Here is a 15,284-nt window from a genome sequence, read left to right as displayed (position 1 = left end):
AAAACGACATTCGGCCTCGGTCGAATGAAACGGTAACAAGCAGGAGTTAAACCCGTGGCAATTAAACTCGAAGACAAGAAGGCCATCGTCGCTGAAGTCAACGAGGCTGCCAAAGCTGCTCTGTCCGCTGTCGTGGCTGATGCCCGTGGCGTGACTGTAGGCGCTATGACCGGACTCCGTAAAGAGGCTCGTGAAGCTGGCGTTTACGTACGTGTTGTACGTAACACCCTGCTCAAGCGTGCAGTTGCTGACACTGAATACAGTGTCCTCAACGACGCCTTCACCGGCCCGACCTTGATCGCGTTCTCCAACGAACATCCAGGCGCTGCTGCCCGTTTGTTCAAGGAATTCGCTAAAGGTCAGGACAAGTTCGAGATCAAGGCAGCTGCGTTCGAGGGCAAGTTCCTCGCAGCAAACGAGATCGACGTGTTGGCTTCGCTGCCAACTCGCGACGAAGCCATTGCAAGGCTGATGAGCGTGATTCAAGGCGCTACCAGCAAGCTGGCTCGTACTTTGGCGGCCGTTCGCGACCAGAAAGAAGCTGCTGCTGCCTAAGGCACCGCAAGCGCTTTCGAAATCATACGTTTAATTTGATGGCTGCGTAGGCTGTCACCCCAATACAGGAATTTATAGTCATGTCTCTGACTAACGAACAAATCATCGAAGCAATCGGCCAGAAAACCGTTCTGGAAGTTGTTGAGCTGATCAAAGCAATGGAAGAAACCTTCGGCGTTACCGCTGCTGTTGCCGCTGCTGGCCCAGCTGCTGCCGCTGCCGTTGTTGAAGAGCAAACCGAGTTCACCGTTAAACTGGTTGAAGCCGGCGACAAGAAAGTAAACGTCATCAAGGCTGTTCGTGAAGCCACCGGTCTGGGCCTGAAAGAAGCCAAGGCTGTTGTTGACGACCTGGGCGTCGTGAAAGAGAACGCTTCGAAAGAAGAAGCTGAAGCTCTGAAGAAAGCTCTGGAAGAAGCAGGCGCTAAAGTCGAAGTTAAGTAACTCCGACTTTGCGTATCCAGCCCAAGCGTTAAGCGAACGGCTGATGGCTGGTGGCTCTTGCCACCGGCCTTTTTCCGTTATTGGCGGCCGACCAGGTCGGCCCCGATAACGAGCTGCAACCACCGAGACGGTGGCGCAAACCAAGGGGTTTGCACGATTTTCTGGCTGCTTCCGTCGGGAGGAGCCAAACAAGCAGGTGACCAAGCTGGGGAACGCTGATGGCTTACTCATACACTGAGAAAAAACGTATCCGCAAGGACTTTAGCAAGTTGCCGGACGTCATGGATGTGCCTTACCTCCTGGCCATCCAGCTGGATTCGTATCGTGAATTCTTGCAAGCGGGAGCGACCAAAGATCAGTTCCGCGACGTGGGCCTGCATGCGGCCTTCAAATCGGTTTTCCCGATCATCAGCTACTCCGGCAATGCTGCCTTGGAGTACGTTGGCTATCGTCTGGGCGAACCGGCTTTTGATGTCAAAGAATGCGTACTGCGCGGCGTAACCTTCGCCGTACCACTGCGGGTGAAGGTGCGTCTGATCATTTTCGACAAAGAGTCGTCGAACAAAGCGATCAAGGACATCAAAGAGCAAGAAGTCTACATGGGTGAAATCCCCCTGATGACTGAAAACGGTACCTTCGTTATTAACGGTACCGAGCGTGTTATCGTTTCCCAGCTGCACCGTTCGCCAGGTGTGTTCTTCGACCACGACCGTGGCAAGACTCACAGCTCTGGCAAACTGTTGTACTCGGCTCGGATCATTCCTTACCGTGGTTCGTGGTTGGACTTCGAATTCGACCCGAAAGACTGCGTATTCGTTCGTATCGACCGTCGCCGCAAGCTGCCGGCTTCGGTGCTGCTGCGCGCGCTGGGCTACAGCACTGAAGAAGTGTTGAACGCTTTCTACACCACCAACGTTTTCCATGTTTCCGGTGAAAAACTCAGCCTGGAACTGGTTCCTCAGCGTCTGCGTGGCGAAATCGCAGTCATGGACATCCATGACGAGACCGGCAAGGTGATCGTGGAGCAGGGCCGTCGTATTACTGCCCGCCACATCAACCAGCTCGAAAAGGCAGGCGTCAAGCACCTGGACGTTCCAATGGAATACGTCTTGGGTCGCACCACCGCCAAGGCCATCGTGCACCCGGCTACCGGCGAAATCCTGTGTGAGTGCAACACCGAACTGACCACCGAGCTGCTGATCAAGATCGCCAAGGCTCAGGTTGTCCGTATCGAGACGCTCTACACCAACGATATCGACTGCGGTCCGTTCATTTCGGATACCCTGAAAATCGACTCTACCGGCAACCAGCTGGAAGCCCTGGTCGAGATCTACCGCATGATGCGTCCAGGCGAGCCGCCAACCAAGGACGCTGCCGAGACCCTGTTCAACAACCTGTTCTTCAGCGCCGAGCGGTACGATCTGTCCGCTGTTGGCCGCATGAAGTTCAACCGTCGTATCGGTCGTACCGAGATCGAGGGTTCGGGCGTACTGAGCAAGGAAGACATCGTCGAGGTTCTGAAGACCCTGGTCGACATTCGTAACGGCAAAGGTATCGTCGATGACATCGACCACCTGGGTAACCGCCGTGTACGTTGTGTTGGCGAAATGGCTGAGAACCAGTTCCGTGTTGGCCTGGTGCGCGTCGAGCGTGCGGTCAAGGAACGTCTGTCGATGGCAGAAAGCGAAGGCCTGATGCCGCAAGACCTGATCAACGCCAAGCCGGTTGCGGCTGCGGTGAAAGAGTTCTTCGGTTCGAGCCAGCTGTCCCAGTTCATGGACCAGAACAACCCGCTCTCCGAAATTACCCACAAGCGTCGTGTCTCTGCACTCGGCCCTGGCGGTCTGACTCGTGAGCGCGCGGGCTTTGAGGTTCGTGACGTACACCCGACTCACTACGGTCGCGTTTGCCCGATCGAGACCCCTGAAGGTCCGAACATCGGTCTGATCAACTCCTTGGCCGCATATGCGCGCACCAACCAGTACGGCTTCCTGGAAAGCCCGTACCGTGTGGTGAAAGAGGGCGTTGTTACCGACGAAATCGTGTTCCTGTCGGCGATCGAAGAAGCAGATCACGTCATCGCTCAGGCTTCGGCCGCGATGAACGATAAGAAGCAACTGATCGATGAACTGGTAGCCGTTCGTCACCTGAACGAATTCACCGTCAAGGCGCCGGAAGACGTCACCCTGATGGACGTTTCGCCGAAGCAGGTAGTTTCGGTTGCAGCGTCGCTGATTCCGTTCCTCGAGCACGACGACGCCAACCGTGCGTTGATGGGTTCGAACATGCAGCGTCAAGCTGTACCAACCCTGCGTGCTGACAAGCCGCTGGTCGGTACCGGTATGGAGCGCAACGTAGCACGCGACTCCGGCGTTTGCGTTGTGGCTCGTCGTGGTGGCGTTATCGACTCCGTCGATGCCAGTCGTATCGTGGTCCGTGTTGCCGATGATGAAGTCGAAACCGGCGAAGCGGGTGTCGACATCTACAACCTGACCAAGTACACCCGCTCTAACCAGAACACCTGCATTAACCAGCGTCCGCTGGTGAGCAAAGGTGATCGCGTTGAGCGTGGCGACATCATGGCTGACGGCCCGTCCACCGACATGGGTGAACTGGCATTGGGTCAGAACATGCGCATCGCGTTCATGGCATGGAACGGCTTCAACTTCGAAGACTCCATCTGCCTGTCCGAGCGTGTGGTTCAGGAAGACCGTTTCACCACGATCCACATTCAGGAACTGACCTGTGTGGCCCGTGACACCAAGCTTGGCCCAGAGGAAATCACCGCGGACATCCCGAATGTGGGTGAAGCTGCGCTGAACAAGCTGGACGAAGCCGGTATCGTTTATGTTGGTGCTGAGGTTGGCGCTGGCGATATTCTGGTCGGCAAGGTCACGCCAAAAGGCGAGACTCAACTGACTCCGGAAGAAAAACTGCTGCGTGCGATCTTCGGTGAGAAGGCTAGCGACGTTAAAGACACCTCCCTGCGCGTGCCGACCGGCACCAAAGGTACTGTCATCGACGTTCAGGTCTTCACCCGTGATGGTGTCGAGCGCGATAGCCGTGCGCTGTCCATCGAGAAGATGCAGCTGGACGAAATCCGTAAAGACCTCAACGAAGAGTTCCGTATCGTCGAAGGGGCAACCTTCGAGCGTCTGCGTGCAGCCCTGAATGGTCAGATCGTTGAAGGTGGTGCGGGCCTGAAGAAAGGCACCGAGATCACTAACGAAGTTCTGGACGGTCTGGAGCACGGCCAGTGGTTCAAACTGCGCATGGCCGAAGACGCGCTGAACGAGCAACTGGAGAAGGCCCAGGCCTACATCGTTGATCGTCGCCGTCTGCTGGACGACAAGTTCGAAGACAAGAAACGCAAGCTGCAGCAGGGCGATGACCTCGCTCCTGGCGTACTGAAGATCGTCAAGGTCTACCTGGCAATCCGTCGTCGCATTCAGCCGGGCGACAAGATGGCTGGTCGTCACGGTAACAAGGGTGTGGTCTCCGTGATCATGCCTGTCGAAGACATGCCGCACGATGCCAACGGTACGCCGGTAGACGTGGTACTCAACCCGCTGGGTGTACCATCGCGTATGAACGTCGGTCAGATCCTGGAAACCCACCTGGGCCTCGCGGCCAAGGGCTTGGGCGAGAAGATCAACCGCATGCTCGAAGAGCAGCGTAAAGTCGCTGAACTGCGTAAGTTCCTCACCGAGATCTACAACGAAATCGGTGGTCGTCAGGAGAACCTGGAGTCGTTCACCGACCAGGAAATCCTTGACCTGGCCAAAAACCTGAAAGGCGGTGTGCCAATGGCAACTCCGGTCTTCGATGGTGCCAAGGAGCAAGAAATCAAGGCCATGCTGAAACTGGCAGACATGCCAGAAAGCGGCCAGATGCAGCTGTTCGACGGTCGTACCGGCAACAAGTTCGAGCGTCCAGTGACCGTTGGTTACATGTACATGCTCAAGCTGAACCACTTGGTGGACGACAAGATGCACGCGCGTTCCACTGGTTCTTATAGCCTGGTTACTCAGCAGCCGCTGGGTGGTAAGGCGCAGTTCGGTGGTCAGCGTTTCGGGGAGATGGAAGTGTGGGCGCTGGAAGCATACGGCGCGGCATACACCCTGCAAGAAATGCTCACAGTGAAGTCGGACGACGTGAACGGTCGGACCAAGATGTACAAAAACATCGTGGACGGCGATCACCGTATGGAGCCGGGCATGCCCGAGTCCTTCAACGTGTTGATCAAAGAGATTCGTTCGCTCGGTATCGATATCGATCTGGAAACCGAATAACACGTGACGCGAATCGGGAGCGTGGCTGAACAAGCCCGCTCCCTGCTCCGCCAGGAGGAAAGGCCTTGAAAGACCTACTGAATTTGCTGAAAAACCAGGGTCAAGTCGAAGAGTTCGACGCCATCCGTATCGGATTGGCCTCGCCTGAGATGATCCGTTCGTGGTCGTTCGGTGAAGTTAAAAAACCGGAAACCATCAACTACCGTACGTTCAAACCCGAGCGTGACGGTCTGTTCTGCGCCAAGATTTTTGGTCCAGTCAAGGACTACGAGTGCCTGTGCGGTAAGTACAAGCGCCTGAAGCACCGTGGTGTTATCTGTGAGAAGTGCGGCGTTGAAGTCGCCCTGGCCAAGGTTCGTCGTGAGCGCATGGCGCACATCGAGCTGGCCTCTCCGGTTGCCCACATCTGGTTCCTGAAGTCCCTGCCGTCGCGTATCGGCTTGCTGATGGATATGACCCTGCGTGATATCGAACGTGTTCTCTACTTCGAGAGCTATGTCGTTATCGATCCAGGCATGACCACCCTTGAAAAGGGTCAACTGCTGAACGATGAGCAGTACTTCGAAGCGCTGGAAGAGTTCGGCGACGACTTTGACGCTCGTATGGGTGCCGAAGCTGTACGTGAGCTGCTGCACGCTATCGATCTGGAGCACGAAATTGGCCGCCTGCGCGAAGAGATTCCGCAGACCAACTCGGAAACCAAGATCAAGAAGCTGTCCAAGCGTCTGAAGCTGATGGAGGCCTTCCAGGGCTCCGGCAACCTGCCTGAGTGGATGGTTCTGACCGTTCTGCCGGTTCTGCCGCCAGATCTGCGCCCATTGGTTCCGCTGGACGGCGGTCGTTTCGCGACCTCCGACCTGAACGATCTGTATCGTCGGGTGATCAACCGTAACAACCGTCTGAAGCGCCTGCTCGACCTGTCCGCGCCAGATATCATCGTGCGCAACGAAAAGCGCATGCTGCAGGAAGCGGTCGACGCACTGCTCGACAACGGCCGTCGTGGCCGCGCCATCACTGGCTCGAACAAGCGTCCTCTGAAATCCCTGGCTGACATGATCAAGGGTAAGCAAGGTCGTTTCCGTCAGAACTTGCTCGGTAAGCGCGTTGACTACTCTGGCCGTTCGGTAATTACCGTAGGTCCGACCCTGCGTCTGCACCAGTGCGGTCTGCCGAAGAAGATGGCTCTGGAGCTGTTCAAACCATTCATTTTCGGCAAGCTGGAGATGCGCGGTCTGGCGACCACCATCAAAGCGGCCAAGAAAATGGTCGAGCGCGAGCTGCCAGAGGTCTGGGACGTTCTTGCCGAAGTGATTCGCGAACACCCCGTACTGCTTAACCGTGCACCGACCCTTCACCGTCTGGGTATCCAGGCTTTTGAACCGGTACTGATCGAAGGTAAGGCTATCCAGCTGCACCCGTTGGTCTGTGCTGCGTACAACGCCGACTTCGACGGTGACCAGATGGCCGTTCACGTGCCGCTGACGCTGGAAGCCCAGCTGGAAGCGCGCGCGCTGATGATGTCGACCAACAACATCCTGTCGCCAGCCAACGGTGAGCCGATCATCGTTCCTTCGCAGGACGTGGTACTGGGTCTGTACTACATGACCCGTGAAGCCATCAACGCCAAGGGCGAAGGTCGCGTTTTTGCTGACCTGCAGGAAGTCGACCGCGTGTTCCGCGCTGGTGAGGCCGCTCTGCACGCCAAGATCAAGGTTCGTATCAACGAAACCGTCAATGATCGTGATGGTGGCAGCGTCAAGAACACCCGTATCGTCGACACAACCGTTGGCCGTGCGCTGCTGTTCCAGGTGGTTCCGGCCGGCCTGTCGTACGACGTGGTCAACCAGCCGATGAAGAAAAAGGCGATCTCCAAGCTGATCAACCAATGCTACCGCGTTGTTGGTCTGAAAGAGACCGTGATCTTCGCTGACCAGTTGATGTACACCGGTTTTGCCTACTCGACCATTTCTGGCGTTTCCATCGGTGTTAACGACTTCGTTATCCCGGATGAGAAAGCCCGCATCATCGGTACTGCTACCGACGAAGTGAAAGAGATCGAGAGCCAGTACGCTTCCGGCCTGGTAACCCAGGGCGAGAAGTACAACAAGGTAATCGACCTGTGGTCGAAGGCGAACGACGAAGTTTCCAAGGCGATGATGGCCAACCTCTCGAAAGAGAAGGTTATCGACCGTGATGGCAACGAAGTCGAGCAAGAGTCCTTCAACTCCATGTACATGATGGCTGACTCCGGTGCTCGGGGTTCGGCAGCTCAGATTCGTCAGTTGGCCGGTATGCGTGGTCTGATGGCCAAGCCGGACGGCTCGATCATCGAGACGCCGATCACCGCGAACTTCCGTGAAGGTCTGAGCGTACTGCAGTACTTCATCTCGACTCACGGTGCTCGTAAGGGTCTTGCGGATACCGCGTTGAAGACTGCGAACTCCGGTTATCTGACGCGTCGTCTGGTAGACGTTGCGCAGGATCTGGTAGTGACCGAGATCGATTGCGGCACCGAACAGGGCCTGCTGATGACGCCGCACATTGAAGGTGGCGACGTCGTTGAGCCGCTGGGTGAGCGTGTACTTGGTCGTGTAATTGCCCGTGACGTATTCAAGCCTGGCACCGACGAAGTCATCGTCCCTGCTGGCACTCTGGTAGACGAGAAGTGGGTTGAGTTCATCGAGCTGAACAGCATCGATGAAGTTATCGTGCGCTCGCCGATCAGCTGTGAAACCCGTTACGGTATCTGTGCCAAGTGCTACGGTCGTGACCTGGCTCGCGGTCATCAGGTCAACATCGGTGAGGCTGTCGGCGTTATCGCTGCCCAGTCGATCGGTGAGCCTGGTACCCAGCTGACCATGCGTACGTTCCACATCGGTGGTGCTGCGAGCCGTACTTCGGCTGCCGACAGCGTCCAGGTGAAGAACGGCGGTATGGTTCGCCTGCACAACCTCAAGCAGGTTGAGCGTGCCGATGGCAATCTGGTCGCGGTCTCGCGTTCCGGTGAGCTGGCCATTGCCGACGAATTCGGTCGTGAGCGTGAGCGCTACAAGCTGCCTTACGGTGCTGTGATTTCGGTCAAGGAAGGTGACAAGGTCGACGCTGGCGCGATCGTTGCCAAGTGGGACCCGCACACCCACCCGATCGTTACCGAAATGAAAGGTACCGTGACCTTCGTGGGCATGGAAGAAGGCATTACCATCAAGCGTCAGACCGACGAATTGACTGGTTTGACCAACATCGAAGTATTGGACGTTAAAGACCGTCCGGCTGCAGGTAAGGAAATTCGTCCTGCAATCAAGATGGTCGACGTCAATGGCAAGGATCTGCTGCTGCCGGGTACCGATGTACCAGCTCAGTACTTCCTGCCGGCGAACGCCCTGGTTGGTGTTGCTGACGGTGCGCAAATCGGTGTGGGTGACGTTATTGCACGTATCCCGCAAGAAACTTCCAAGACCCGTGACATCACCGGTGGTCTGCCGCGCGTTGCCGACTTGTTCGAAGCGCGTCGTCCGAAGGAAGCGTCGATTCTCGCGGAAGTCAGCGGTACCATTGCATTCGGTAAAGAAACCAAGGGCAAGCGCCGCCTGGTTATCACTCCGAACGATGGCAGCGAGCCGTACGAAGAGCTGATTCCGAAGTGGCGTCACCTGAACGTCTTCGAAGGCGAACAAGTGAACCGTGGTGAAGTTATCTCCGACGGTCCAAGCGATCCGCACGACATCCTGCGTTTGCTGGGTGTGAGCGCGCTGGCCAAGTACATCGTCAACGAGATTCAGGACGTTTACCGTCTGCAAGGCGTTAAGATCAACGACAAGCACATCGAGACCATCCTGCGTCAGATGCTGCGTAAGGTTGAGATCGCCGAGTCGGGTGATTCCAGCTTCATCAAGGGCGACCAGATGGAGTTGACCCAGGTACTGGTAGAGAACGAGCGCTTGGCTTCTGAAGACAAGTTCGTCTCCAAGTTCTCGCGCGTACTGTTGGGTATCACCAAGGCTTCGCTCTCCACCGAGTCGTTCATCTCGGCGGCCTCCTTCCAGGAGACCACCCGAGTGCTGACCGAAGCTGCGGTAACCGGCAAGCGCGATTACCTGCGCGGCCTGAAAGAGAACGTGGTCGTAGGTCGTCTGATCCCGGCCGGTACCGGTCTGGCTTACCACAGCGAGCGCAAGCGTCGCCGTGATGCCGACAAGCCGCTGCGTGTAAGTGCCAGTGAGGTGGAAGCCGCACTGACTGAAGCGCTGAACTCCAGCGGCAACTAAGCGTAGGGCCCTGGTGGCCTCACTCCAGTCGTCGGTGACTGTTATTGTCACCGACAGCCGGGGAGGGGAGGCTGGGGCCTTGCCTTGACTGGGGGCAAGATCCTCTTTAGACTCTTGTACCCCTAAATTTGGTGGGACTTCGTCCTGCCATTTTGCTTTTCTTGCAAGACAATAGCGTCGCAAGACAACAGTGGAGCTAGTAGATGGCAACTATCAACCAGCTGGTACGTCAGCCGCGTAAGCGTATCGTCGAGAAATCCGACGTTCCTGCGCTGCAGAACTGCCCGCAACGTCGTGGCGTATGCACTCGTGTGTACACCACCACGCCGAAAAAACCTAACTCGGCACTGCGTAAAGTATGCCGTGTGCGTCTGACCAACGGTTTCGAGGTTTCCTCGTACATCGGTGGTGAAGGCCACAACCTGCAAGAGCACAGCGTGGTGCTGATTCGTGGCGGTCGTGTAAAAGACTTGCCAGGTGTTCGTTACCACACCGTTCGCGGTTCCCTGGATACCTCCGGCGTCAAAGGTCGTAACCAAGGCCGTTCGAAGTACGGTACCAAGCGTCCGAAGTAATCGGCCGTTTGCAGCAGTTTGCAGTTATTCATTTTATTGAGTCGATAAGAGTAAGGTCGGGCACGCACCCAGTGGGTCAGGTGTCCCGGGCTAACCTGAAGACCGTTTGAGGGCTTATCAATGCCAAGACGTCGTGTAGCAGCCAAGCGTGAGATTCTGGACGATCCGAAATACGGAAGCCAGATTCTCGCCAAGTTCATGAACCACGTGATGGAAAGCGGCAAGAAGGCCGTAGCCGAGCGCATCGTTTACGGTGCTCTGGATACCGTCAAAGCACGCAAGAACAGCGATCCCCTGGAAATCTTCGAGAAAGCTCTCGACGCCATCGCTCCGCTGGTCGAAGTAAAGTCGCGCCGTGTTGGCGGTGCCACTTACCAGGTTCCTGTTGAAGTTCGTCCATCCCGTCGTAACGCGCTGGCAATGCGCTGGCTGGTAGACTACGCCCGCAAGCGTGGCGAGAAGTCCATGGCGCTGCGCCTGGCCGGCGAACTGCTGGATGCTGCTGAAGGCAAAGGTGCTGCAGTCAAGAAGCGTGAAGACGTACACCGTATGGCTGAAGCCAACAAGGCTTTCTCGCACTACCGCTTCTAATCACAGCATCAATTTTTTTGCGAGGGCTTTATGGCTCGTACTACAGCAATTAACCGCTACCGTAACATCGGTATCTGTGCGCACGTTGATGCGGGCAAGACTACCACTACCGAGCGGATCCTGTTCTACACAGGCCTGAGCCACAAAATGGGCGAGGTGCATGATGGCGCCGCGACCACCGACTGGATGGTTCAGGAGCAGGAGCGGGGTATTACCATTACCTCTGCTGCCGTTACTACCTTCTGGAAAGGTTCCCGTGGTCAGTACGACAACTACCGCGTAAACGTCATTGATACACCAGGCCACGTTGACTTCACTATTGAAGTAGAGCGTTCCCTGCGTGTACTCGACGGTGCTGTCGTTGTGTTCTGCGGTACCTCCGGTGTTGAGCCTCAGTCCGAAACCGTATGGCGTCAGGCCAACAAGTACGGTGTTCCACGTGTTGTTTACGTGAACAAGATGGACCGTGCAGGTGCTAACTTCCTGCGCGTAGTTGGTCAGATCAAGAACCGTCTGGGTCACACCCCGGTTCCTGTCCAGCTGGCTATCGGTTCGGAAGAGAACTTCGAAGGTCAGGTTGATCTGATCAAGATGAAGGCGATCTACTGGAACGAAGACGACAAGGGCACCACCTATCGCGAGGAAGAAATTCCTGCTGATATGCTGGAGCTGGCTGAAGAGTGGCGCGCCAATATGGTCGAAGCTGCTGCTGAGGCCAACGAAGAGCTGATGAACAAGTACCTTGAAGAAGGTGAGCTGTCCGTCGAAGAAATCAAGGCTGGTCTGCGTGCTCGCACCCTGGCTAGCGAGATCGTTCCGGCTGTCTGCGGCTCTTCCTTCAAGAACAAGGGTGTTCCTCTGGTTCTTGACGCCGTTATCGACTTCCTGCCTGCTCCGACCGAGATCCCTGCAATTCAGGGTATCCACCCGGACAACATCGACGACGAAAGCGCTCCGAAAATCGAGCGTCACGCTAGCGATGATGAGCCGTTCTCGGCTTTGGCGTTCAAGATCGCTACCGACCCATTCGTTGGTACTCTGACTTTCGTGCGCGTCTACTCGGGCTTCCTGAGCTCTGGTGACTCCGTGATCAACTCGGTCAAGGGCAAGAAAGAGCGCGTTGGTCGTATGGTGCAGATGCACGCCAACCAGCGTGAAGAGATCAAGGAAGTACGTGCAGGCGACATCGCTGCGCTGATCGGCATGAAAGATGTCACCACTGGTGATACCCTCTGTGACGCCGACAAGCCGGTAATCCTTGAGCGTATGGATTTCCCTGAGCCGGTAATTTCGGTAGCTGTTGAGCCGAAAACCAAGCAGGATCAGGAAAAGATGGGTATCGCACTGGGCAAGTTGGCTCAGGAAGACCCGTCGTTCCGCGTCAAGACCGACGAAGAAACCGGCCAGACCATTATCTCGGGTATGGGCGAGCTTCACCTGGACATCCTCGTTGACCGCATGAAGCGCGAGTTCAACGTTGAAGCCAACATCGGTAAGCCACAGGTTTCCTACCGCGAGCAGATCACCAAGGACAACGTCGAGATCGAAGGTAAGTTCGTCCGTCAGTCCGGTGGTCGCGGTCAGTTCGGTCACTGCTGGATTCGCTTCTCGCAGCCAGACGTGGACGATAAGGGCAACATCACCGAAGGCCTGGTTTTCACTAACGAGGTTGTGGGTGGTGTGGTTCCGAAGGAATACATCCCGGCTATCCAGAAGGGTATCGAAGAGCAGATGAAGAACGGCATCGTTGCCGGCTATCCGCTGATCGGCCTGAAGGCAACCGTGTTTGATGGTTCCTACCACGACGTCGACTCCAACGAGATGGCGTTCAAGGTGGCGGCCTCCATGGCGACCAAGCAGCTGGCCACGAAAGGCGGCGGTAAAGTGCTTGAGCCGATCATGAAGGTGGAAGTTGTGACCCCTGAGGACTACATGGGTGACGTGATGGGTGACCTGAACCGTCGTCGTGGTCTGATCCAGGGTATGGAAGATTCGGTGTCCGGCAAGGTTGTCCGTGCTGAAGTTCCGCTCGGAGAGATGTTCGGTTATGCGACCGACGTTCGTTCCATGTCTCAGGGTCGCGCGAGCTACTCCATGGAATTCTCCAAATACGCTGAGGCTCCGTCGAACATCGTCGAAGCGCTCGTTAAAAAACAAGGCTGATTCAGTCCTTTAGGCTAGGAGTTAATTGTCGTGGCTAAAGAAAAATTTGATCGTTCCCTTCCGCACGTCAACGTTGGCACCATCGGTCACGTTGACCATGGTAAAACCACTCTGACTGCTGCTCTGACTCGCGTCTGCTCCGAAGTTTTCGGTTCGGCTGTTGTCGAATTCGACAAGATCGACAGCGCTCCAGAAGAGAAAGCTCGCGGTATCACCATCAACACCGCGCACGTCGAGTACAACTCGAACATTCGTCACTACGCTCACGTTGACTGCCCAGGTCACGCTGACTACGTGAAGAACATGATCACCGGTGCTGCTCAGATGGACGGCGCTATCCTGGTTTGCTCGGCCGCCGATGGTCCGATGCCACAAACCCGTGAGCACATCCTGCTGTCCCGTCAGGTAGGCGTTCCGTACATCGTGGTCTTCCTGAACAAGGCTGACCTGGTAGACGACGCAGAGCTGCTGGAACTGGTTGAGATGGAAGTTCGCGACCTGCTGTCCACCTATGACTTCCCAGGCGACGACACTCCGATCATCATCGGTTCTGCTCGTATGGCGCTGGAAGGCAAAGACGACAACGGCATGGGTACCACCGCTGTCAAGAAGCTGGTTGAAACTCTGGACAGCTACATCCCAGAGCCAGAGCGCGCTATCGACAAGCCGTTCCTGATGCCAATCGAAGACGTATTCTCGATCTCGGGTCGTGGTACTGTTGTTACCGGTCGTATCGAGCGTGGTATCGTCCGCGTTCAAGACGCTCTGGAAATCGTTGGTCTGCGTGACACCACCACCACCACCTGCACCGGTGTTGAGATGTTCCGCAAGCTGCTGGACGAAGGTCGTGCTGGCGAGAACTGCGGCGTTCTGCTGCGTGGTACCAAGCGTGACGACGTTGAGCGTGGTCAGGTTCTGGTTAAGCCAGGTTCGGTTAAGCCGCACACCAAGTTCACCGCAGAAGTTTACGTTCTGAGCAAGGAAGAAGGCGGCCGTCATACTCCGTTCTTCAAAGGCTACCGTCCACAGTTCTACTTCCGTACTACTGACGTGACTGGTAACTGCGAGCTGCCAGAAGGCGTTGAAATGGTAATGCCAGGTGACAACATCCAGATGACTGTCACTCTGATCAAAACCATCGCAATGGAAGATGGTCTGCGTTTCGCTATCCGTGAAGGCGGTCGTACCGTCGGCGCTGGCGTCGTAGCCAAAATCATCGAGTAATATTCGATGCTTTGAAAAGCCCCCGCTCAGCGGGGGCTTTTTTTATTGGGTTGACACCCAACTGGGGCGTCTATAGAATCACGCCTCCTTTTAACGGGCGTAGTGCGCCCGGTGGGAATAGCAGCCTGGAGTCTGAAATCCAATGCAAAATCAGCAAATCCGTATCAGGTTGAAGGCTTTTGACCATCGCCTGATCGACCAATCCACCCAGGAAATCGTGGAAACCGCGAAACGTACTGGTGCTCAAGTGCGTGGTCCAATTCCACTGCCTACCCGTAAAGAGCGGTTCACCGTTCTGGTCTCCCCGCACGTCAACAAAGACGCGCGTGACCAGTACGAGATCCGTACTCATAAGCGCGTACTGGATATCGTCCAGCCAACGGATAAAACCGTTGATGCACTTATGAAGCTTGATCTTGCGGCAGGTGTGGAAGTGCAGATCAGCCTCGGCTAAGACTCGGGTCTTAGTCGTGTAACGCTCTGAAATGGGCGGCCATAGCGGGTGAAAGCCCCGTACACTCATGAGGTTTACAACATGACTATTGGTGTAGTCGGTCGTAAATGCGGTATGACCCGTATTTTCACCGAAGAAGGTGTCTCCATTCCGGTCACGGTCATTGAGATCGAGCCGAATCGCGTCACCCAGTTCAAAACTGAAGAAACCGATGGCTATCGTGCAGTGCAAGTCACTGTAGGTGAGCGTCGTGCTTCGCGCGTGACTGCTGCTCAAGCAGGTCACTTCGCTAAAGCGAACGTTGCCGCTGGTCGCGGTGTCTGGGAATTCCGCCTTGAAGAAGGCGAGTACCAGGCTGGCGACTTGATCAATGCTGAACTCTTCGCTGCAGGCCAACTGGTAGATGTTACCGGTCAGTCCAAAGGTAAAGGCTTTGCCGGTACCATCAAGCGTTGGAATTTCCGCGGTCAAGATAACACCCACGGTAACTCCGTTTCCCACCGCGTCCCGGGCTCTATCGGCCAGTGCCAGACTCCTGGTCGTGTATTCAAGGGCAAAAAAATGTCCGGTCATATGGGCGCCGAGCGCGTGACCGTTCAGTCCCTCGAAGTAGTGCGCGTCGACGCTGAACGCAATCTGTTGCTGGTCAAGGGTGCCGTTCCTGGCGCTACTGGCGGCGATCTGGTTGTGCGTCCGGCTGCCAAGGCTCGCGGTTAAGGGGA

General features: G+C 56.1%; 10 protein-coding genes. All 10 read left to right on the top strand.

Annotation, left to right across the window (positions count from 1 at the left end):
* Positions 1-54 precede the first annotated feature (54 nt).
* The 10 genes from rplJ (at position 55) to rplC (ending at position 15,279) form a co-directional block, all read left to right on the top strand.
* Complete coding sequence (rplJ, locus tag ACZ9H3_RS13125; protein WP_065761370.1) at positions 55-555, top strand: 50S ribosomal protein L10; 501 nt, start codon at positions 55-57, stop codon at positions 553-555.
* Positions 556-635: 80 nt separating this feature from the next.
* Positions 636-998 (top strand): 50S ribosomal protein L7/L12, encoded by a 363-nt coding sequence (gene rplL / locus ACZ9H3_RS13120; RefSeq protein WP_065761369.1) that lies wholly within the window; start codon positions 636-638, stop codon positions 996-998.
* Positions 999-1,216: 218 nt separating this feature from the next.
* Positions 1,217-5,290, top strand: a complete 4,074-nt coding sequence (rpoB, locus tag ACZ9H3_RS13115; RefSeq protein ID WP_065761368.1) for a DNA-directed RNA polymerase subunit beta — start codon at positions 1,217-1,219, stop codon at positions 5,288-5,290.
* Between the two features lie 65 nt (positions 5,291-5,355).
* Positions 5,356-9,555 (top strand): DNA-directed RNA polymerase subunit beta', encoded by a 4,200-nt coding sequence (rpoC, locus tag ACZ9H3_RS13110; protein ID WP_476221046.1) that lies wholly within the window; start codon positions 5,356-5,358, stop codon positions 9,553-9,555.
* 203 nt (positions 9,556-9,758) lie between these two features.
* Positions 9,759-10,130, top strand: a complete 372-nt coding sequence (gene rpsL / locus ACZ9H3_RS13105; protein WP_003186084.1) for a 30S ribosomal protein S12 — start codon at positions 9,759-9,761, stop codon at positions 10,128-10,130.
* Between the two features lie 120 nt (positions 10,131-10,250).
* Positions 10,251-10,721, top strand: a complete 471-nt coding sequence (gene rpsG / locus ACZ9H3_RS13100) for a 30S ribosomal protein S7 (protein WP_003246741.1) — start codon at positions 10,251-10,253, stop codon at positions 10,719-10,721.
* Positions 10,722-10,751: 30 nt separating this feature from the next.
* Entirely contained in the window at positions 10,752-12,884 is a 2,133-nt protein-coding gene (fusA, locus tag ACZ9H3_RS13095; RefSeq protein ID WP_065761366.1) for an elongation factor G, read from the top strand.
* 30 nt (positions 12,885-12,914) lie between these two features.
* Positions 12,915-14,108: an elongation factor Tu gene (gene tuf / locus ACZ9H3_RS13090; RefSeq protein WP_099775969.1), complete on the top strand. Its 1,194-nt coding sequence runs from the start codon at positions 12,915-12,917 to the stop codon at positions 14,106-14,108.
* A 142-nt stretch (positions 14,109-14,250) separates the two neighbouring features.
* Positions 14,251-14,562 carry a 30S ribosomal protein S10 gene (gene rpsJ / locus ACZ9H3_RS13085; protein ID WP_003186070.1) on the top strand — a complete coding sequence of 104 codons (312 nt, stop codon included), beginning with the start codon at positions 14,251-14,253 and terminating at the stop codon, positions 14,560-14,562.
* Positions 14,563-14,643: 81 nt separating this feature from the next.
* Positions 14,644-15,279: a 50S ribosomal protein L3 gene (rplC, locus tag ACZ9H3_RS13080; protein ID WP_065759211.1), complete on the top strand. Its 636-nt coding sequence runs from the start codon at positions 14,644-14,646 to the stop codon at positions 15,277-15,279.
* Positions 15,280-15,284: the final 5 nt, after the last annotated feature.

Source organism: Pseudomonas sp. TE3910 (assembly GCF_056279025.1).
The sequence above is the reverse complement of the archived record's forward strand: the minus strand, read 5'-3'. Positions and strand labels throughout refer to the sequence as shown.

What these genes read in the sequence shown, in the direction of transcription:
- fusA (WP_065761366.1), top strand. Translation starts at nt 10,752, where the DNA reads ATGGCTCGTACTACAGCAATTAACCGCTACCGTAACATCGGTATCTGT.
- rplL (WP_065761369.1), top strand. Translation starts at nt 636, where the DNA reads ATGTCTCTGACTAACGAACAAATCATCGAAGCAATCGGCCAGAAAACC.
- rpsL (WP_003186084.1), top strand. Translation starts at nt 9,759, where the DNA reads ATGGCAACTATCAACCAGCTGGTACGTCAGCCGCGTAAGCGTATCGTC.
- rpsJ (WP_003186070.1), top strand. Translation starts at nt 14,251, where the DNA reads ATGCAAAATCAGCAAATCCGTATCAGGTTGAAGGCTTTTGACCATCGC.
- rplC (WP_065759211.1), top strand. Translation starts at nt 14,644, where the DNA reads ATGACTATTGGTGTAGTCGGTCGTAAATGCGGTATGACCCGTATTTTC.
- rpsG (WP_003246741.1), top strand. Translation starts at nt 10,251, where the DNA reads ATGCCAAGACGTCGTGTAGCAGCCAAGCGTGAGATTCTGGACGATCCG.
- rpoB (WP_065761368.1), top strand. Translation starts at nt 1,217, where the DNA reads ATGGCTTACTCATACACTGAGAAAAAACGTATCCGCAAGGACTTTAGC.